This is a genomic window from Lactobacillus sp. wkB8, from assembly GCF_000761135.1.
Taxonomy (GTDB): Bacteria; Bacillota; Bacilli; order Lactobacillales; family Lactobacillaceae; genus Lactobacillus; species Lactobacillus helsingborgensis.
The window spans coordinates 1,696,748-1,716,962 of record NZ_CP009531.1 but is presented as its reverse complement, the minus strand read 5'-3'; the positions used below and the strand labels follow the sequence as shown (position 1 = coordinate 1,716,962).

At 34.2% G+C, this 20,215-nt stretch carries 19 protein-coding genes; 12 read left to right on the top strand and 7 right to left on the bottom strand.

The window, feature by feature from the left end:
• Nucleotides 1-20: 20 nt before the first annotated feature.
• Nucleotides 21-1,373 carry an FAD-dependent oxidoreductase gene (locus LACWKB8_RS08015; protein WP_038524392.1) on the bottom strand — a complete coding sequence of 451 codons (1,353 nt, stop codon included), beginning with the start codon at nucleotides 1,371-1,373 and terminating at the stop codon, nucleotides 21-23.
• Between the two features lie 302 nt (nucleotides 1,374-1,675).
• Here LACWKB8_RS08015 and LACWKB8_RS09045 point away from each other — a divergent pair, with 302 nt between their 5' ends.
• Entirely contained in the window at nucleotides 1,676-3,943 is a 2,268-nt protein-coding gene (locus tag LACWKB8_RS09045; RefSeq protein WP_052059682.1) for a BspA family leucine-rich repeat surface protein, read from the top strand.
• An 822-nt stretch (nucleotides 3,944-4,765) separates the two neighbouring features.
• Here the strand turns inward: LACWKB8_RS09045 and LACWKB8_RS08005 are convergent.
• On the bottom strand, nucleotides 4,766-5,077 hold the full coding sequence (locus LACWKB8_RS08005; protein ID WP_038524389.1) for a MazG nucleotide pyrophosphohydrolase domain-containing protein: 312 nt from the start codon (nucleotides 5,075-5,077) through the stop codon (nucleotides 4,766-4,768).
• A gap of 349 nt (nucleotides 5,078-5,426) precedes the next feature.
• Nucleotides 5,427-6,278, bottom strand: coding sequence for a GIN domain-containing protein (locus LACWKB8_RS08000; RefSeq protein ID WP_038524387.1), 852 nt, complete (start codon nucleotides 6,276-6,278; stop codon nucleotides 5,427-5,429).
• Between the two features lie 232 nt (nucleotides 6,279-6,510).
• Here LACWKB8_RS08000 and dltX point away from each other — a divergent pair, with 232 nt between their 5' ends.
• Complete coding sequence (gene dltX / locus LACWKB8_RS07995; RefSeq protein WP_038524384.1) at nucleotides 6,511-6,657, top strand: teichoic acid D-Ala incorporation-associated protein DltX; 147 nt, start codon at nucleotides 6,511-6,513, stop codon at nucleotides 6,655-6,657.
• 119 nt (nucleotides 6,658-6,776) lie between these two features.
• On the opposite strand, the gene LACWKB8_RS09040 is transcribed toward dltX, so the two are convergent.
• A complete protein-coding gene (locus LACWKB8_RS09040; RefSeq protein WP_166484953.1) occupies nucleotides 6,777-7,652 on the bottom strand; it encodes a helix-turn-helix domain-containing protein in 876 nt (291 codons plus the stop codon).
• Nucleotides 7,653-7,802: 150 nt separating this feature from the next.
• On the opposite strand from LACWKB8_RS09040, the gene LACWKB8_RS07985 reads away from it, so the two are divergent.
• Together LACWKB8_RS07985 and LACWKB8_RS07980 are read left to right on the top strand one after the other, a co-directional pair.
• Complete coding sequence (locus LACWKB8_RS07985; protein WP_038524381.1) at nucleotides 7,803-8,066, top strand: hypothetical protein; 264 nt, start codon at nucleotides 7,803-7,805, stop codon at nucleotides 8,064-8,066.
• A 310-nt stretch (nucleotides 8,067-8,376) separates the two neighbouring features.
• Nucleotides 8,377-9,765 (top strand): DHA2 family efflux MFS transporter permease subunit, encoded by a 1,389-nt coding sequence (locus tag LACWKB8_RS07980; protein ID WP_038524378.1) that lies wholly within the window; start codon nucleotides 8,377-8,379, stop codon nucleotides 9,763-9,765.
• Between the two features lie 2 nt (nucleotides 9,766-9,767).
• On the opposite strand, the gene LACWKB8_RS07975 is transcribed toward LACWKB8_RS07980, so the two are convergent.
• Nucleotides 9,768-11,378 carry an ABC transporter ATP-binding protein gene (locus tag LACWKB8_RS07975; RefSeq protein ID WP_038524376.1) on the bottom strand — a complete coding sequence of 537 codons (1,611 nt, stop codon included), beginning with the start codon at nucleotides 11,376-11,378 and terminating at the stop codon, nucleotides 9,768-9,770.
• Between the two features lie 144 nt (nucleotides 11,379-11,522).
• On the opposite strand from LACWKB8_RS07975, the gene LACWKB8_RS07970 reads away from it, so the two are divergent.
• Together LACWKB8_RS07970 and LACWKB8_RS09180 are read left to right on the top strand one after the other, a co-directional pair.
• Nucleotides 11,523-12,188: a type 1 glutamine amidotransferase gene (locus LACWKB8_RS07970; RefSeq protein WP_038524373.1), complete on the top strand. Its 666-nt coding sequence runs from the start codon at nucleotides 11,523-11,525 to the stop codon at nucleotides 12,186-12,188.
• A 365-nt stretch (nucleotides 12,189-12,553) separates the two neighbouring features.
• Nucleotides 12,554-12,646 (top strand): putative holin-like toxin, encoded by a 93-nt coding sequence (locus LACWKB8_RS09180; protein WP_081945322.1) that lies wholly within the window; start codon nucleotides 12,554-12,556, stop codon nucleotides 12,644-12,646.
• 363 nt (nucleotides 12,647-13,009) lie between these two features.
• Here the strand turns inward: LACWKB8_RS09180 and LACWKB8_RS07965 are convergent, their stop codons facing one another.
• Nucleotides 13,010-13,486 (bottom strand): nucleoside 2-deoxyribosyltransferase, encoded by a 477-nt coding sequence (locus LACWKB8_RS07965; protein ID WP_038524370.1) that lies wholly within the window; start codon nucleotides 13,484-13,486, stop codon nucleotides 13,010-13,012.
• Nucleotides 13,487-13,510: 24 nt separating this feature from the next.
• On the bottom strand, nucleotides 13,511-14,311 hold the full coding sequence (locus tag LACWKB8_RS07960) for a tyrosine-protein phosphatase (protein ID WP_038524367.1): 801 nt from the start codon (nucleotides 14,309-14,311) through the stop codon (nucleotides 13,511-13,513).
• 142 nt (nucleotides 14,312-14,453) lie between these two features.
• Between LACWKB8_RS07960 and LACWKB8_RS07955 the strand changes: the two genes are divergently transcribed.
• From LACWKB8_RS07955 to phnE (LACWKB8_RS07930), 6 genes are all read left to right on the top strand, one after another.
• Complete coding sequence (locus LACWKB8_RS07955; RefSeq protein WP_038524364.1) at nucleotides 14,454-14,945, top strand: universal stress protein; 492 nt, start codon at nucleotides 14,454-14,456, stop codon at nucleotides 14,943-14,945.
• A 508-nt stretch (nucleotides 14,946-15,453) separates the two neighbouring features.
• On the top strand, nucleotides 15,454-16,380 hold the full coding sequence (locus LACWKB8_RS07950) for a phosphate/phosphite/phosphonate ABC transporter substrate-binding protein (protein ID WP_038524361.1): 927 nt from the start codon (nucleotides 15,454-15,456) through the stop codon (nucleotides 16,378-16,380).
• 336 nt (nucleotides 16,381-16,716) lie between these two features.
• Nucleotides 16,717-17,643: a phosphate/phosphite/phosphonate ABC transporter substrate-binding protein gene (phnD, locus tag LACWKB8_RS07945; protein ID WP_038524358.1), complete on the top strand. Its 927-nt coding sequence runs from the start codon at nucleotides 16,717-16,719 to the stop codon at nucleotides 17,641-17,643.
• Between the two features lie 21 nt (nucleotides 17,644-17,664).
• Entirely contained in the window at nucleotides 17,665-18,438 is a 774-nt protein-coding gene (phnC, locus tag LACWKB8_RS07940) for a phosphonate ABC transporter ATP-binding protein (RefSeq protein WP_038524355.1), read from the top strand.
• Nucleotides 18,431-19,234, top strand: coding sequence for a phosphonate ABC transporter, permease protein PhnE (gene phnE, locus LACWKB8_RS07935; protein ID WP_038524352.1), 804 nt, complete (start codon nucleotides 18,431-18,433; stop codon nucleotides 19,232-19,234). The genes phnC and phnE (LACWKB8_RS07935) overlap by 8 nt, the downstream gene beginning before the upstream one ends.
• Entirely contained in the window at nucleotides 19,234-20,046 is an 813-nt protein-coding gene (gene phnE / locus LACWKB8_RS07930; protein ID WP_038524350.1) for a phosphonate ABC transporter, permease protein PhnE, read from the top strand. Before phnE (LACWKB8_RS07935) ends, phnE (LACWKB8_RS07930) begins: the two co-directional genes overlap by 1 nt.
• Nucleotides 20,047-20,215: the final 169 nt, after the last annotated feature.

Genomic DNA, 20,215 nt, shown 5'->3' with positions numbered 1-20,215 from the left:
TCAGTAATATCCAAAATTAATTAAAACTTGTGTAAACCTAGCGCATGTTGTGCGGCTAAGTTTAAAATATTCCATTGCCGATCAAAACTTGGTGAGAAGAAGAAGTCTTGCTCAGCTAAATCTTCTAATGTTAATTTATGACCAATTGCTAAACTTAAGACATTGCCTTGAGCGGTAATATCATGTTTGGACATAACTGCACCTCCAAGAATTTGATGAGTATCCTTATTATAAGTTAAGGAAATATATCCTAACGGATTATCATCTGCAGGAATAAAGTCTGGACGCAAATGATCGATGTAGATGCTAGTTGCAGCATTAATGCCGGCAAATTCAGCAGATTTTTGTGGGAGGCCGCTAACTACCGCATGTACATCACCAAATTCTAGTAATTGTCCGCCCACTAAACCTGGGAATGGACGGCTTGGTTTTTCTTCAAACAAATGTTGTACTAAGTAATTTGCTTCATGGCGAGCAGCGACTGCTGATGGAATTGGCATCCGTTTATTAGCCGGGATTGACAGTGGCCAAATAGCATCACCCAAAGCATAAACATCTTTTTGATTAGTCCTTAAGTACTCGTCGGTTTCAATATAACCACGTTGGTTTAAATTAATAGTATCTTTAAGCCAGTCTGTATTAGCAACAATGCCTGCAGCAACGATGACTAAATCGGCTTTAATGTCACCATGATCAGTTTGGACTAGGTGATCATTGGTAAAGCCAGTAACTTTTGTATCAAGCTTTAAATCGACTCCCTTGTCTCGCATTTCTTGTTCAAAAACATCGGTAAAGTCTTTTGAAAAATAATTAGCCAAAATATGGTTGCTGGCATCAACCAAGGTCATGTTTTTACCAGCTAAAACACCAGCTTCAACGGCAGCAATTCCGTTACCAGCACCCACAACAACGATATTTTTAATTTCATCATTATGAAGAGCTTCATTGATCTTTTTAGCCCAACTGTAGCCCCTCATTAAATAAACGTAATCTAAATCTGCCCCTGGAATTGGTAATTGGAGTGGGTCAACTCCCGGAGACAAGATTAATTTGTCATAATTAACTTCTTCAGTCTGACCAGTTTGGGTATTTTTAATTTTAACTTGCTTGTTTGCCGGATTTAAAGCAACTGCTTGCGAATTATTAACAATCTTACCACCTAATTTTTCCAAATCAGCAGGTGAAAAATTGCGTACATTGTCTTGTCCGGTAGTTTTTTCTTCTAAAAAGAGTTTCATTCCGCAAGACATAAATGAAACAAAGTCACTTGCTTCATAAATAGTGACATCAAGATCTTGATATCTGTCTAATAACTCGATAGCTGCTTCATGACCCGGATGAGAAGCACCAATGATAACTACTTTTTGATTCATAGAAAAAATCCCCTTTTTATCAATATCTGAAAGCGCTTATAGCACTTTACTGTCTTCTATGGTAACACAAGAAATACGTTAGTTATACAAAGATGCACCGGTATAGCTAACGCATTTATATATTAATTTTTTAAAACAGATTAAATGTTCCAGTATAAATTAGTCCTTGAAATTTAACTTAGTACATAAATCCACTAAAAACAATAAATTACATATATATTTCTAAAAATATATTTTATATTAAAGGTTATTTATGCTACACTTGGGTTAAGTAGAAGTATATTGCTTAAAGGAGGCAAATAATGAATAAACACCATTTTAGCATTAAACTTACAACGTACTTAGCTACTATTGCTATGACTGTGGTAGGTTTAAGTATTATTAAACCGCAAACAACATTTGCGTCGGCTTCACCTCCTACAAATTCAGCAAAAGAAACGAAAATTGCAACAAGAGATATTCGGACAGTTCCATGGGGCGATAGTGATGTGTCACTTAGCTATGATTCGACCAGTAAAACATTAACAATTCCTGGTAGCTCCACAGCTGTTAATGACCCGAAACCGCTGGCAAATGCTTTATATAATGTAGGGCTTGATCCTGTAAATGTTAACCATATTGTTATTCAGGGTTCCTTGTCACTTAGCGGGTCAGTCAGGTATCTATTTAAAGGCTTTAGTAATATAACTAATATAGACGGCTTGGACAAGCTTGATACTAGTAAAGTTACTGATATGACAAGCATGTTTTCAACATGTATTAATCTAAGCGATGTTAATCTAAAAAACTTTAATACTGCCAATGTTACCAGAATGACAAGCATGTTTTATGGTTGCGAAAATCTTAAAAATATTGATGTTAGTACCTTTAATACCGAAAATGTTTCATTATTAGCTGGCATGTTTGAAGAATGTTGGAGACTAAGTGCAATCGATTTAAGCAACTTTAAAACTAGTAAGGTGACCGATACCAGTACCATGTTCCAGAATTGCTATTTACTAAAAAGCATTAAGTTTGGTGAAGATTTCAAAACTGATAATGTTACTGATATGAGCGGGATGTTTAACAATTGCGTTTCCCTAACTGACTTAGATGTTAGCGGCTTTTCAACTGCTAACGTTACAACTATGTCAAGTATGTTTGGGGCCTGCGAAAGCTTAACAAAAATTGATGTTAGCAAATTTAATACTGATAAAGTAACTGCAATGAATAGAATGTTTATGGGCTGCAAGCATATTACGGAGCTTGATCTCAGCAACTTTAAAACTGCGAATGTTTTTAATATGAGCGAGATGTTTAAGTTTGATTATGACTTGAAGAAACTTGACATTAGCGGTTTTGATATGAGTAAAATTACATATATTTCCGAAATGCTAATTGATTTGCAGAGTCTAAACTTGTTAAAGCTAGGTAAAGATAATATTGTCAATGGTACTGGATTAAATACTGATGGTACTTGGCGCAATGTTGCTAATGGTACACTTAATGACCCTCAGGGCAAGAATAGGTGGAGTTCGAAAGAGTTAATGGCAAATTATGATCCAGCTAAAGATGCCGATACTTATGTTCGCGAGGGTACACACTTTGATGAGCCTAAGCCACCAGTCAATCCGGTTACTCCAACACCACCAAGTCATTCATCTGGTACTATAGGGCCGATTGCAGGAGCTGAGGTCAGAGTTCATTATAAAGATAAAAATGGCCTTAAATTGACACCTGATAAAATCTTGAGTGGTAATGTTGGTGATGGGTACATTGCCCAAGAACTGAAATTTGCTGGTTATTTATTAAAGGCAAGGCCTTATAATGCGGCAGGTTTCTTCAGCTATCGGCCTCAGACTGTAACTTTTACTTACCTTAAAGGGACTGAAAGAATGGTAATGCATAATTCGTATCTCTATGATATTGATGGTAAGCGATTACCAGGCGAATTTATGTCAGGCCAGATAATAACTACCTATGATACCGAAAACATAAACGGTAAGAAGTATTATTTTTTAGGTAATAATACGTTTGTGAAGACTAATAATATTACAGGCCAAAAGCGTAAGTTAAAGCACAAGGCTCAGATCTATAATCAAAAAGTAAAGAAAATAAGACATGCCATTCTGAAACGTGGACGCAAAGTTACAACATATGGCGGTGCAGTAAAGCGAAAAGGTCGCTATTACTATATCATCGGATTGAACCGCTATGTGAAGAAAGCTAACTTTAACGGGACTGAAAGAACGGTAATGCATAATTCTTATCTTTATAATATTAATGGTAAGCGGAAACCAGGCGAATTTATGTCAGGCCAGATAATTATTACTTATGGTACCGAAAACATAAAAGGTAAGAAGTATTATCTTTTAGGTAATAATACGTTTGTGAAGGCTACTAATATTACAGGCCAAAAGCGTAAGTTAAAGCACAAGGCTCTGATCTATAATCAAAAAGTAAAGAAAATAAGGCATGCCAGTCTGAAGCGTGGACGCAAAGTTAGAACATTTGGTGGTGCAGTAAAACGGAAAGGTCGTTATTATTACATCACCGGATTGAAGCGATATGTAAAGAAAGTTAACTTTTAGAATTTTTGGTTAAGATGCTCAGTAGTACAACATAAATATGTTTATAATTACTGAGTAAAAACGATCAAGAGAAAAATTCACAATTTAAATGCACCTAATAGTAAAAATCAGCTATTAGGTGCATTTTTGTATTATAAAAAGGTCCCGAAATTGAGAAAATTTCGAAACCCTTGTCAAGTTAAGATTGTACTTTTTTAAAAATAGCCGTTTCTGTACATTTCAATCGGGAAATAATAAGCATGCCAGACCAGAATCTAAATAAATTAAATTTAGAGAATGCTTCGGATCAAATAAAAATCCCATTATACTCATGAAAATCATAAATAAACCTATAGCATAAGAAGTTATTCTCCTATTTCTATAGACTCTTTCAGAATATTTCTTTGGTTTTGTACTTGGATTTTTTCCAAAAAAAGCTGATGCAAAACACATGAGTGCAAAAATAGAAAAAACAATTAGGAAGCTAAAGTCTTTTTTTAGAATAAAAATTGCAAAGAAACCTAGTAGAATTTGTATGAAACCGCATATTATACTTTTGGTTGTGAAAGATAATTTTTTTTACACCATAATAGTATGACACTTTCTCTATTATCAAATAATCTTGTGTAAGATTTGATATCAAAGATGGTATTTATATTATATTTGGATATATTAAATCCTAATAATTAAAAAAGCAACTCTATTTTTCATTAATAATTAGAGTTGCCAAAAGGTACAAGATTTAACGTAAATAGCTAGAAAAAGATTGGTCATCAACTTTTGTAAGAATTGAATGAGTAGCTGATAGTTTGACCATGCTGTTATTAAGCCAAAGCTATTATTTTATTTATCGTTATCATATGGACTGCGTTTAACACCGTTTTTGTATATCCTTTTTTCGTTTATTTTCATTTTATTAACAATGTCTTCGCCTAAATCACTGTCAAGCATTTCCGCAATACCCAGTAAGAATATTCCCACATCCGCTAATTCTTCATTGATATTTTCCTTATTATTCTTGCGCCAAGCTTCAAATAACTCATTAGCTTCTCCATGTAAGCGCAATAATTCAAACTCAATATCTGTGGTATTGAAACCGTGTTTTTTCTTATTTTCCATGACTGCTTTTTGCAATTTCTTAGTGTCTATGATCAATTTGGACTCCTAAATAATGATTTTATTCTATTTTATATTTAATTTGTAAATAGGTGCAAAGAATATCAAATTAGGTTGACTAATTTTACTGTGTGAGTTTTGACGCTAGACTATATAGCTTAATCCTTAGATATTGAAATTTTGCCAGTTTTACTGGTAACTTTAAGCAATGGGTTTGCTTGAGAAGGGGGTAGAAAAATGATGAGAATAGTATTTTTTGTGTGGAATCAGTTGTAAGGTCACAATTGATTTTCGGCAAATCAAACATATCGAACATACCATAATTACTGGTATTTAGATCGATTATGCTTTGACCAATAGCTTTACTACAGCTAAAAAGCCACTAAATTTATTTGTAAAATTCTATATTCGCATTCTTGCTAGTTACTTTAACGGTTGGCTTGTTTGGTACGGATATAAGAAGCCGATTACGATGATCCTTATTATCAGTTACAATTTTATGCTTAGGATCAACGCGTAAATCATAACTAATTTTTGGTGCACCCGTCATTGAAAATACGCCCTTATTAAGAGTAAACGAGCTATTACCTGAGAAAGTACAATCATTAATAAGCATGCCGCCTTTGGCAATGAATACTTTAGTTTTGATCTTGCTATCGTCAAAAGTCATATTGCCTTTACCGATATTAATGGAACAATTTTGTAAATTTGAATCCAATATGTCTAAAACTTGATGTTTGATCTTTAACTTAACGTTTTGAGAAGAAATATGATCAAGGGCTAAATAAGCAATGTTTGACTTAAGGTTGATAACAGGAATATCCAATTTCTCTAATAGTGCGCAGCCACCCCGCAAATAACCTGACACTTTTTTCAAAGCATTCTTACTTGGTACAGTGACAGTGACTTCATAATAGCCATCATTAAAATGTTTTTCCGGCTTATCATAAATAGTCAATTGTTCATCTTTAACTTTAGTTTTAATTTTTTGTGCATTTCCGCCACGTTTTGCTTTAATTGTGACTTGGTATTTATTACCTAAAGTAACAATAGTATTAGGTCTATAGGAAGAAAATTTGATTTTATTAAATTTTTTAACTGTGTAAACTCTTTTGGTAGTTTGTTTGATATCGGCTTCTGTTACTTGAGGCTTTTGCAAAGCACCATTTATTTTCACACACGCAAATAAGAGCACACCGATTATTCCACAAAATATCCCTATTTTATAAATTTTTTTCATTTTATGCCTCCGTTATAAAGCTTTTAACGTAGGAATAGCCTGGTAATGTGCCAGACTTTTTAATTGCGTAAAAAGTTGTAATGTTTATAGGAATGTCAGTAAGACAACTATTTATTAATTATAAAAATTACCATTACTTATTAATAAACGTATTATACTATCTTGAGCTATATTATACAATATATTATATTACTTGAAGTATTAGATAGATTAATAGGATGTGAAAGGGTAAATGACCAAAAAACACCAAACTTCTTGGAAAAATATAATAGGTTTTACTTTAAAAATAATTATTTATGCTGCCATTATCTTTTTTTTGATTTATTTATATCAATATTTAGGTATCAGTTCTATTCATTTTATTTATAATGAATTCTAGAAAATGATACGTGCTACATTAATGATGCAGTTGCTAAAAAAGCTAAAGCCCTTGAAATTCTTAGTTTCAAGGGCTTTAGTTCTGTAGTAAGTACAGTTAATTTTAAAGAAGAGCTTTAATCATAAAAACTGTTTAACTTCCTGTTCTAAACTTTTTGCTAGATTTGCGGCACCAATTTTTTGTAATAAATCGACTTGCTCCAGAGCCTTTTGTTTGTCATTTTGACAAATTGCTATGCGAGCATTAACAACCAGCAATTTATCATATTGCCTTAGGCTCTTTAGTAAAGGCTGCAAGCTATTGAGAATGCTAACAGCTGACTTAAATTGATGCTCCTTCATTTGTATTATTGCTTGGTTAATTAAAGTATTAGCTTTTAATTCTTTCATAAAGGGATAGCGATTATCTAAATTTGTAATAATCTTAGTAATAATTTCATTTGCCGTTTGATAATCAAAAGCAAATAGAATTGAATTAAGAATTGTTATATCTGTAATGGTAAAAACTTCAATATTACGAAGATAGTTAAACCAGATAGGTTGAACAAGTTCGCGAGCATGAGCAGGAGCTGCTGCGTTATTAACCAGCAAGAGAGATTTTAGGATAATAGCAATCCTTTTAATATCTTCATCATTTTTAACAAAAAGACAATCTTGTAGCAGACCATTTATTTCTTCTTGATCAACATTGTCATCGAGGTTTAAAAAGCGATACAGAAGTTGATCTTTAGTTCCAACTTGATAACTATTGCTAATATACTCAAACTCATTTGGAGTTAAGCCCAACCGCGTTATTAATTTAATTTCATTTTCATAAGTAGTTGATAATTCATTATTTTCAATTTTAGAAATTGTACTGCGATCAAATAAATCTTGCGCTAACTCTTGCTGGGTCATTTTACGTCTAGTTCTAAGATTATGAATTGTTTTGCCAAAATTATTCATGATCGTATTCTTTCTTTGTTTATTGTGCTCAAAAATGTGCCGATTTTTCACACTAAAAATAATAATTTAATGTTATTCTTATTTTAGAGATAAATCAATAATTACCTCAGATTTATTTCGTCGATCAAAAGGTCGTTAACTTATTTATAAAGACATAACAGTTTGTCTTTTATATGTTAATTTGGAAAGGAGGATAAATACATGACTGAAATAGTTGCATTGCTAGCCTTGATCAATGCATGTTGGCTTTTGGGTAAAACTTATAAAGATAATCCAATAATCAAATTTCTTAGAACTAATCGCGGAATGGTGTTGATATTAGCCTCCGTTTCCTTATTAGCCTATAAATTGGTAATATATGATTTTCAATTTGGTCAAATTTTGCCGTCTTTTTATTCTGTAATGGTTTTGCTTGTTCTATTAGGCTTCTTTTATATTTTAAAAGATCGTCGGGCAATAAAATAAACGTTTGCTAATCAAATTTTGCTGACGGATTTTAACAAATCTTTTCGCTAAAGTTTTGGCTCCAAGCTAGATATAGCTTGGAGCTTTTTTAAGTACAAAAACAATTGCTCTAACAGAAGTATAGATGACTTTGTCAAAGTTAACAGAAATTTATTATGTTGCTTTTTTAGTTGTCAATTTAAATTTTGTATTATAAAACAATATTCTACTCAATCGCTTTTTCTTAACTGGTACTACATATTACTGTAATATACTTATTTAACTAGATATAGTATCTAAAAAATAATGACAAAAGGAATTGAGAATTTTAATGGTAAAAAATAGTAAGCTAATTGGCTCAATACTCTCAGTGGGAATACTTAGCTTTTTGGGAATTGTGATAGAAACAGCACTCAATATTGCTTTTCCCCAATTAATGACTGAATTTAATATTTCTGCCAGAACGGTTCAGTGGTTAACAACAGGCTATATGTTAGTATCTACGATTATTATTCCTTTTGGTTCGTATTTACAAAAGAGATTCAAAGTTGTTTCTTTATTTAGAATAGCTGTTTTATGCTTTTTACTAGGTACTTTTTTAGCAGGAATTTCATCAAGCTTCGCCTTATTACTATCTGGGCGTCTTTTACAAGGAGTTGCTGCCGGCATTGGTTTGCCACTAATGTTTTCAATAATCTTAAGAGAATCACCTCAAAAGCAAGTAGGCATGTTTATGGGACTTGGCACTCTTGTTATTGCTTTTGCTCCTGCAGTTGGTCCAGTATACGGTGGAATAGTTCTAAAACTATTTCAGTGGCAGAATTTATTTTTGTTTATTATCCCAGTAATTATATTGATCTGGGTATTAGGCGAGTTTAGTATCACTCAAACTACTAAAACTGAAAAAATTCCATTCGATTTTCAGGGCGGTTTACTTTTAATTGCGTTTCTCCTGTCCGCTTTATTTGTACTTTTAGGTTTTACCAGTGGCAATAATATTTATCTGCAATTAATATTGGCATTAATCACTATTATTACTGGATTTTTCTTTATTTTGGTTGAAAAGCATAGCGATCATGCAGTTTTAAAAGTTAGTCTATTTAAAAACTGGCAGTTTACTTTCTTTTTGCTGGCATTTTTTCTGTTGCAATTAATGTCACTGAGCATGTCATTTTTGATACCCAACGTGTTACAGACAGCTTTTGCACAAACAACAGCCACAGCTGGGTTGCTGGTTTTACCTGCTGCTATCACAGATGCAGTTGTTTCAGCGTTTGCTGGAATAATTTATGATAAGATTAATCAAAAATTACCAATAATATTTGGAGTAGTAATAATTCTTCTCACTTTTATAATTGCTAATTTTTTAAACCCAAATACTACCAACATGGCCTTTATTTATATCAGCTTTATGTTTGGCTTAGGATTTAGCTACGGTAATATCATGACTTTTTGTTTATCCCATATTCCGACTGATGTAAAAAATGATGGGAATGTCATTTTTATGACCGCCCAATCATATTCTGGGGCGATAGGCACAGCACTAGCAGCTTCGTTAATAACTTTGGCGCAAACAGGTTTTAAAAACAAAAAGTTAGCGGCATTGGCAGGTCTAAAACTAAATTATAATATGTTAGTATTCCTATCTTTGATCGTACTGGTTTGCATTTTAGTTTGCTTTATTTTTACTAAATCGAAAAGTAAATCTATACCAAATTGAGTTTAGTTATTCTGTTCCAAAAGAGTGTTATCTTTTAACTCGTAATGTTTAAAGTTATTATCTTTAAATATTTGCTCATCGTAATGGTGTGCAATTTCCAACACAGTGCAGTTCAACCTGTTTATTACTTGTTGCACTTTTTTACCTGTTTCATTATCTAAAGCCGAAGTGGCCTCATCTACTAAAATAATCTTTTTACGGTAAATCAGTGCACGAGCAATTTCAATTCTTTGCTTTTGTCCACCTGAAAGATTTGCACCATTTTCACCATACTTTTTGTCTAAACAATTATCACCTAGTTCTGCTAATAAACCGACTACTTTTAGTGCTTTCAAGCATTCTTCATCCGAAAACCCTTTACCTAGAGTCAGATTAAGACGCAAAGTGTCATTGAACATGAATGGACTCTGAGCAATATAAGCAATTTCACCAGAACCAGCGATATTTTTAACTACTTGAGAACCATCTTGAAGAAAAATTTGTCCGCTTGTAGGTTTGATGAAGCCTTCTATTAAGTTGAAGATTGTTGATTTGCCTGCACCGGATTTACCAGTAATTAAAATTTTGGTTTTGAATGGAATTGTTAAACTTAAATTTGTCAAAATCACCTTTTTGTCATTATAAGCAAAACTGACATCATCTATCTTGATGCTGGGAGAATTAAGTTGACTATTCTTGTTTTCTGCAAATTCAAGCGAATACAGTTTGAGACTTTTACGAATATTTTCTGTTGTCTTCATCTCATTTAGGCATTGTGCGGCATTTCTCAGGGGCCCAACGACACGGTCACTGGCTAAGAAAATGGCGATAATAGCTGCTGGTTCAGCCTGACCATTGATAACAAAAAACAAACCTGCACCGAGAGGAAGAATAAAACTCAATGCAGAAAGAACGGCGCTGAGAAAAATGGCCCAAGCTTGATAGTCATTCATCTTTTTGTACGAATTTTCTGTTTGCTGCAAATAGTTTTCTGTATCTGCAAACATTGTTTTTTCAGCTAAATAAGTTTTAATTGTGCGAATACCATTAAACAAGTCGGTTACTTTACCTAAATAAGTGCTGCTATTTTTTTGCCAAGTTTCAGAGGAACCACTTAATACTTTGCCAAAAATTTTGGATGAAAGCATTGGCAGCAGTGAAAACAAAATGAATAAAATTCCAATTGCAAAATTAAGCCAAAGAATATAAACGCTGGATATTACAGCCATCAAAATGGCACCACACAATTCAAAAAAATTTTTAAAATAATTAGTTTCAATCAACTTGAAGTCATTAAAAATTTTTGAAACATTATCTGAAGCAACTGCTGCAAAGTCAGGGTTAACTATCTGACCGTAAACAAAACTGTCTTTTATTTTGATATTCATTAATTTGATTGCCTGATTGATCCAGATTTGTTTTAGGGTCATGGCGAAATAAACTAATCCCAGAGCCAGCAAACTGCTAATGATATACAACACTGCTTTTATAGCGGGTGTATGGCGGTTGAAAAGCGTCACATTTGAAACTACTGAAGATAAAACCACGCCATCAAAAGAATAAATTATAGTTGCGATTAGAATTCCCAATAATAATGACTTAGGTAGTGTTTTAAAAAAAGTTTTGAAAGACATTGCATTCTCCTGGAACATTGGAATATAAAAAGCTTTAATTAAATTAAACTTAATTTTATCATTAAATTATAATGATATTAAATTATTATTTGAATATTTTAGTAAAAACACTGTGGTACTAATTTATTTTAAAGGAGCAAAGTGATGAGAGTTAATGTTTTACAACACACGCCAAACGAAGGCCCCGGTTCGATTCAGGAATGGGCCGACCTGCATCAGCATGACTTTTATGTATATCATCCCTATCAGTTTGGCATTTTGCCTGAAGCTGCCACAACAGATTTACTAGTTATTTTGGGTGGTCCTATGAGTCCAAATGATGATCTGTCATGGATTAAGCAGGAACGGCAGTTAATTAAGCAGCTATTCCGGGAGAAAAAGCCCGTTTTAGGAGTATGCTTTGGCGCTCAACAAATTGTTAAAACTTTAGGCTATCAGGTTAAAAAGGCGCCGGTTAAAGAAGTAGGCTGGGGTCCAGTCAAATTGCAATCTCAATTAATAAACGACTTACCTGAAAAATTGCAAGTATTGCATTGGCACGAGGAAATGTTTGAAATACCAGATGAAGCTGAAGTTTTATTTGCTAATGCTAATTTACAAAATCAAGGTTTTGTCTTAGGCAAGCAAGCCGTTGGTTTGCAGTTTCACTTAGAACCAGCAAAAGATAATATTAAAGAGATTGTGGTCAACGATGCGCAATATTTATCCGGTTCTGTATTTAAGCAAACGGTTAAGCAGGTTATTGATCATCCTGTCCCTAAAGAAAATAAAAGGGCGATGTTCCGCATTTTAGATTATTTGACAGAATAAAAAATATATAATTCGCTTTAAAATATTATTATTTACTTGTACTCTTTGCTGAGAATTTTAGAATCAGATTAATTGATTGTAATAGTAGAAAATAGACGAAGTCTAGCAATGAAGTGCCTCCAAATTTTAAGTATTGTAACTACTGAAATAATGTTCAAAATAAAAGCCAAGCCATTTTAATGGCTTGGCCTATATGATTATAGATAATTTTCTAAAATCTGGTTAATATTTGAGATTGGTTTGTTATAATTTAATCAGCGTAGAAAAGTTAAAAGGACGGTAGCTGCCGCTTTCATGAAGGAAGTGAGGCCTATGAACTATCTTGATTCATACTTCAGTCTCCCAAAAGAAAGGAGCAGCAGTTGATGAGCACTGCCGAAGCGTTAAGTTTAATGCTTAACTTTGGTATGTTTATCTTGACCTTGTTAATGTTTATTGACAAGCATCATGATAAATGAGCAAATCAAAAACCGTCCTAGAGACTAGCTGGGCGGTTTTAATGTAAAACTAATATAAGCGCAGCTACCGTCCTTTGTGGCGGCTCTACGTGAGGAAGACTTATTGAGGTAAGTCTTCCTTTTTCTTACACCTGTATTTTAGCATGAATGTCTTTACGGTGCAATTAAGTATTATATAGTAGATTTTATAATGTTAAAGAATACAAGGCTTTTTAAATTGCAAAGCTGACGCTAATTTTGCATTTGCAGTTAATTTTACGCATTAAACTATAAACTTCCTAAGCACTTGAAAATATACAACAAAAACCGTTTCAATAGAAACGGTTTTTATATGTCTTATTTAATTTTGTTTAAACACAGCTTTTAATAAGCAGCACCGTCGTAAAAGTCAAAGCGAGGCTTATTAAAGTCAAAGTCTTTTACTTCACTTAGTTTAAGAGCAATATCGCAAACGCCCCAGCTCATTAGATTGATTGGTTTACCGTAGTCTTCATCAGGAATAATCAGCACAATGTATTTTCCTTGAGACAACGCATAACCTAATTCCATACCAAGACCTACATCTTCTTCATCTGGTAAATAGACACCGATCATAATGTCGCTGGTTTTAATACCAGTTAAATCACCGCGGTATGTTGCTGTTTCCCATTCACGATCACGCAAATATTCGGGATGCTCCTCGACATTAATGCCTTTATATTGATGATCTAGAGGAACATAACTGTTTTCTAGGTCAATGGTTGGGTTTTCTTCTAAAGCTTTCATTGTCTTCTTATAAGCGTCATTTTGCTTATCGTTAAACCAACCAGCACCAAAATAAACAGTTTTTGTCTTAGTCATAAAATTTCTCCTTACCATTTAAAACTATTTTAAATATATTTCACGCAACTTACTGATTTCATCATCAGTTAATCTCATAATATCATGTAAGTAGTTTTCAACGCTACCATAATTTTTATTTATAGTTGAAATGACAAAGTCAATATACTCAGAATGAACGGTTTGTAAATCTTTTAAGATGTTTAAAGTGGCATCGTTAGCACCTTCATCTTTTGCTTTTTGTAAAAATTTCTGTACAAAGTCTTTGGTAGCAACGTTTGTCAAAAGATAATCTTTTTTGATAGTTTCAAAAGGCACTTCAAGTGCTGATAAAATCAACAATGCCGCAAAACCAGTTCTATCTTTACCAGCAGTACAGTGGAATATTACACTTTGATTTTCCTGATCATTAGCTAGCAGTACATCAAAAAAGTGCCGGTATGCTTTTTGCGCCGATTCACTCTTGATCATATCGTCGTATGCCAAAAACATGTGGTCAAAACCAGCTTTAGGATCTTGTTGTTTTTGACTGAGAATTTCGTCAATGCCTTTTGAAGATTCCGTCAAGTCCTCGCTGAAGACGGGATCGAAGTTATAGATAGCACCTTCAGGAATGCGATCAGGTTCTTTTTCAGCTTCGTCTTTACTTCTAAAGTCAACGACATATTTTACGCCATAGTCTTGTAAAAACTTCAGATCAGTTTGATCAAGCGTTGCCAAGTTAGCAGTTCTCAGTAATTTATGCATTTTGACTGTTTTACCGCTACTGGTTTGATAGCCACCCAATTCGCGAAAATTGCGGCCACTTTTTACGCCAATTAGTTGATTTTTAAGTTTTTGGGTCATTAAATACCTCCACCTTTGCGTTTGACAATTACACCTAATTTTAGCAATAAACTAGTATATAAACAATTATAAAAAAACATAGTTGTTATCTAAAATATGGTAAAATAGATAAAAGAATAATATATTTCAAAAGGGTGAGAACATGGAAACAAAAAAAGCTAATATTTTAGTTCCAGTCGACGGTTCAGAATCGGCAGAAAGATCCTTTGATAAAGCAGTTAAAATTGCAATGACTGAAAACGCCCATATTGATGTTTTAAGCGTAATTGATACCAGACAATTTCTGGGACAAATGCAGGATACCTTAATTACTGGGGACACGGTTTATCAGATGACGCAGGATACAGAAAAGTACCTTAAGAGCCTAACTGAATGGGCTCATGATAATTTGGGTTTTGATGATATTGATTATCACATCCGTTATGGCAGTCCTAAAGCAATTATTTCCTATGACTTTATTAAAGATCACCACAATGATTTAATTATTATGGGTGCAACTGGATTAAATGCAGTTGAAAGAATGTTAATGGGTTCAGTAACTGAGTATGTTAACCAGCATGCATTAGCAGATGTTTTGATCGTCAGAACGGACATTGACAATAAACCACTTAAATTAGAACGGAAAAATAAATAATTTAGAAATTTGATATTTTTAAAAGTTGCTAATGGCATACAACTCTTTGTGTGCTTTTTTTGTTGGCTGGATTACTTTTAACAATAGCTTTTTGCTCTCAAAAATGTTCGTGATTATTATTTATACTGGGCAATAAAATGACTAACTTAAATTAAATAGTTGAATTTTTACGAACCTTTTGGTATATTATTAACTGAATGAACGCGGTTGTGTTAATTAAAGGCTAGTAGTAATAGAGAATAAGTTTATTATTTACAGTCTAAGCTGTTCATTTTTTATAAAATAGAAATTCAAGGGCTTTATATGATTTAGGTCATATTCTGCCCTTTTTTAGTTGTTAATTTTGGAGGAAATAATGAATAACAAAAACGGGTGTTAATGAAGGTCGTTAGTTTGTAATTTAATATTTTCAGGGAAAAGCAGGCTACTTTAAATTTAGCAATACTTTTGATATTTAACCTGAAAACAAAGTCATTGTGAATATCATTTTTAAGGAGTAAAAGAACAAATGACCAAAATCAAAAAATTTCTGATAACCTGTTTTTTACTATTATTAGCAGTCGGAGCTACGGCTTGTTCAAATAAAAAGTCGTCTTCAAGCAGCAATACACCCAAATCAATCAACGTTCAGTTCGTACCTAGCGTTGCTGCCAATAAACTAGAAGCAAGAGCTAAGCCAATGGAAAAGATGCTTTCTAAACGTCTTGGCATTCCGGTACATGTTTCAATGTCAACTAACTATAATGGTCTAGTTGAAGCCATGAAGTCTAAAAAAGTTGATGTGGGCTTTTTACCTTCAGACGGCTATATCATGGCGCATAAACAAGGAGCAGCAGACTTATTATTGCAAGCTGAGCGCTACCGCGTTACACAACCAAATGGTAAGAGAACTAAGGAATTAGTTAATTCATACCGTGGTGAAATCCTGGTCAAGAAAGGTTCAAAAATTAAGAGTTGGAAGGACTTAAAGGGCAAATCAATTTCTGTCACCGATGTTACCTCTGACTCCGGCTATATTTTCCCAATTGCCGAGTTAAAGCAAAAAGGTTTAGATGTAACTAAAAAATGTAAGTTAGTCACTGTTACTGGTGCAGATCAAGCAGTGATTGATGTTTTAAACGGTGATACTGATGCAGCTTTTGTTTATGAAGATGCTAGAAATGATGTCTTAAAGGACGAACCAAAAATTATGAGTGAAGTAGTGCCAATTTACTTTACTAAGAGAATACCTAACGATACCATTTCAGTTCTTCCAAGTATGCCTAAGTCATTTAGAAAGAAATTAGCTAAAGCATTTATTTCAATTGCCAAATCCAAAGACGGTAGAAAATTGATTGAAAGTATTTACAGTCACGAAGGCTACACTTATGCCAAAGATAGTGACTATAACATCATCAGAAAGTATGATAAGTTAATCGCTTCTACCAAAAAATAAATTCCAGACAAATAACACTCCTAAAAAAGCGTCAATAAAACAAACTTGAAAATTTTTCATCAGCAAAAATAATTTTTCCAACCTATTCTCTTTTCTAAATAAAATATTTCTGCTATTATTTGATAGAATAAATACAGTATGTTGAAAGGAGTGTGAAGGTAATGCAAAAATATCAACGGCGCCTAGCGTTCATTGACTTTTTTGCAAAAAAGCCTTTTCACTTTCTTCAAAAAGAAGGTATTGTTCGCTTTTTTAGTAAAAGTGTTATTAAAAGACTTAGTTTAATTCACGTTTGTGTTTTTGGCTAAAGTCTTTTTTTATGTCTGGGAGGGCATGATGAAAAAATTTAGAAAAATATTAGCTTTTGCTGCTGTTTTTTTGGTGGCATTCATGACGGCAGCTTGCTCTAATAAGGAAAAGAGCAAGGATAGCGGTACGCCTAAGTCTCTGAACGTGCAATTCGTTCCTAGCCAGGCTGCCACTAAGCTGGAATCACGGGCAAAGCCTTTGGAAAAAATGTTATCCGATCGGCTGGGCATTCCAGTACATGTGTCTATGTCAACTGATTACAATACAGTGGTTGAGGCCATGAAGTCCAAAAAAGTTGATGTGGGTTTCTTACCGCCAAATGGTTACATTTTAGCTCATAAGCAAGGTGCTGCAGATGTTTTACTGCAAGCACAAAGATATGGTGTTAAGCAACCAAACGGACGTCCAACTAAAGATTTAGTTAACTTCTATCGTGCCGAAATTGTAGCTAAGAAGAATTCTAAAATTAAGAGCTGGAAAGATTTAAAGGGCAAGTCAATCTCTATTCAAAGTCCCACATCCTCAGCGGGCTACGTTTTCCCAATTGCTGAATTAAAGGAAAAAGGCCTTGATGTGCGCAAGAGCTGCAAGTTAGTAACTGTCACCGGTCAAGATCAAGCAGTTTTAAATGTGCTTAACGGTGATACTGATGCTGCTTTCGTGTTTGAAGATGCGCGGACAATTGTTAAAGACGACAACCCTAAGATTATGAGTCAAGTGGTGCCAATTTACTTTACTAAACCAATTCCGAACGATACTATTTCTGTAGTTCCAAGTATGTCTAAGTCATTTAGAAAGAAATTGGCTAACGCATTTATTGATATTGGTAAGTCTAAAAAGGGTAAAAAGATTATCGAGAGTATCTATACTCATGAAGGATATGTCCACACTAAGGACAGTGACTTTAACGTTGTACGCAAGTATGAAGATATTATCGAATCAACCAGAAAATAAGGGATACAAAGGAAGTTTATAATGGCAGATTCTGTAGTTAAGCCAATAATTGAATTAAAAAACGTAAAGAAAGTTTATGGCAAAGATGTTGTTGGTTTAAAAGACGTCAATTTAACTATTAATAAGGGTGAATTTGTTGTTATTGTAGGTTTATCCGGCGCCGGCAAATCAACGCTTTTAAGGTCGATTAACCGTTTAATTGATATTACCGAGGGTGATATCTTAATTAACGGCGAATCTATTACTAAGGCCAAGGGTAAAAAATTAAGAACGTTGCGTAGGCATATCGGCATGATTTTCCAAAGCTTTAATTTGGTTAAACGCTCAAGTGTTTTGCGTAATGTTCTAACGGGTAGAGTAGGGTATTACCCAACTTGGAAATCCTCGCTAAACCTTTTTACAAAGGAAGATAAACAGCGTGCCTATGATGCTTTACAGCAAGTTGATTTGGCAGATAAAGTTTATTCTCGTGCTGATGAACTATCTGGGGGGCAGCAGCAACGTGTTGCTATTGCCCGGGTATTGACACAGAACCCTGATATCATTTTGGCGGACGAGCCGACAGCTTCACTTGATCCGCAAACCTCTCGCCGTGTAATGAAAGACTTACAAATGCTGAATGAAAAGCATGGTATGACTGTTGTTATTAACTTGCACAGCGTTCAACTCGCACAGGAATTTGGTAAAAGGGTAATCGGCGTTCGTGCTGGTGAAATTATTTATGACGGCAAGATGTCAGATACGCCAGCATCAAGGTTTGATCAGATTTATTCCGGTGGTGACCAAGATGAGTAGCACGGAACAGGAAAAGCTGCTGGCTTTGCCTAAGAAAAAGTTTAAGATTTTAAATTTACTGTGGGTCATAATTTTCATTGCGGGTTTATTTATCTCTACTAATGAAACTAAAACAGATTTAGGTGCGTTATTTGCCAATTTCGGTCAATTTGCTGATATTTTTCTGCAAATGCTGCATCCCGATTGGTCATATCTGGCAACAGTAATTCCACTTTTACTTGAAACAATTAAAATGGCAATTTTAGGAACCGTAATTGGCTCTGCTGTAGCCTTTATCTATTCTTTATTAATTGCCCGCAATATTGTTAAAAATAAGGCAATTACAGGCATTCTCAGGGTAATTATGAATATCATCAGAACTATCCCTGATCTATTATTAGGTGCCATTTTCGTTGCTATTGTCGGGATTGGACCCGTAGCTGGTGTCTTGGCACTAGCTATCTGTACTTTCGGAATTGTAGTCAAGCTGTTTTATGAGGCTATTGAAACTATTGATCCCGGTCCGATTGAAGCATTAACAGCTGTTGGCGCCAACAAATTGCAAATTATAGTTTTTGCAGTTCTGCCACAAGTAATTACATATTTTATTTCTTATTGTTTGTATGCATTTGAAATAAATGTCAGAGCATCAACCGTTTTGGGTTATATCGGTGCCGGTGGTATCGGTTTATACCTGCAACAAACGCTGCAAGTCTTTGATTACCCTAAGACGGGCACAATTATCATTGTGATTATCATTGTAGTGGTACTGATTGATTATGTTTCTTCTAAATCACGGGAGGCGTTGATGCAATAATGGATACAATTATGAAAAAGCTGCCTCCTAGGCCAATTGATGTTAAAAAACGTATCTTGCACTGGCTGATCACAATTGTGACTATTGGATTAGTAATATGGTCCTGCACTGGAATTGACTTTGGCGGGATTAAAGAAACAGCTGGTCAAATTGCTGGTGCGATTTTCTCCGGCATTTTTCACCCAGACTGGTCTTATGTTTATAACGGTAGTGGCGAAGATTTGGTTTCACAGTTGTGGGAAACTGTCTGCATCGCGTTTTTAGGAACTTTTATTTCTGCTATTATTTCACTGCCCTTTGCCTTCTGGGCAGCAAATACTAAACACAAGCATTGGTATGTGTCACGGACTGGTAAAATCGTACTGGCAATAATTAGATCGTTTCCAGAAATTGTTTTGGCATTGATGTTTATTAAGGCTGTGGGACCAGGTTCTGCCGCCGGAGTGATGGCTCTTGGCTTTCACTCAGTGGGGATGCTTGCCAAACTGTTTTCTGAAGCAATAGAAAACTTGGATGATGGTCCTAACGAAGCAGTAACTGCGGTCGGCGGTTCCAAAACTAATATTATTATGTTTTCTACTTTGCCTAACTTGATGCCTGCTCTAATTTCAAATACGTTATACCGCTTTGATGTTTCTATCAGGTCTGCTTCAATCTTGGGCCTGGTTGGCGCCGGCGGTATCGGTTACCCGTTAATCATCGCATTGCAGTACCGGCAATGGAACCGGGTAGGAATAATCTTACTTGGCATCATTATTATGGTTATTGTGATTGATTGGATTTCCGGCTGGATTCGTAAAAAATTAGTATAAAAATTAAAAAATAAATTTATTAGCGTAATAGCAACTTTTTATAGTTGCTATTACGCTTTTTTGTTTTCAACTAGCTCTTAATAGCACCCTTTTTCAGCAATTATACTTTCTATATGTAAGCGGTTTATTTGAATGTCCGCTAAAGGGGACACTCAAATAATTTTTATGA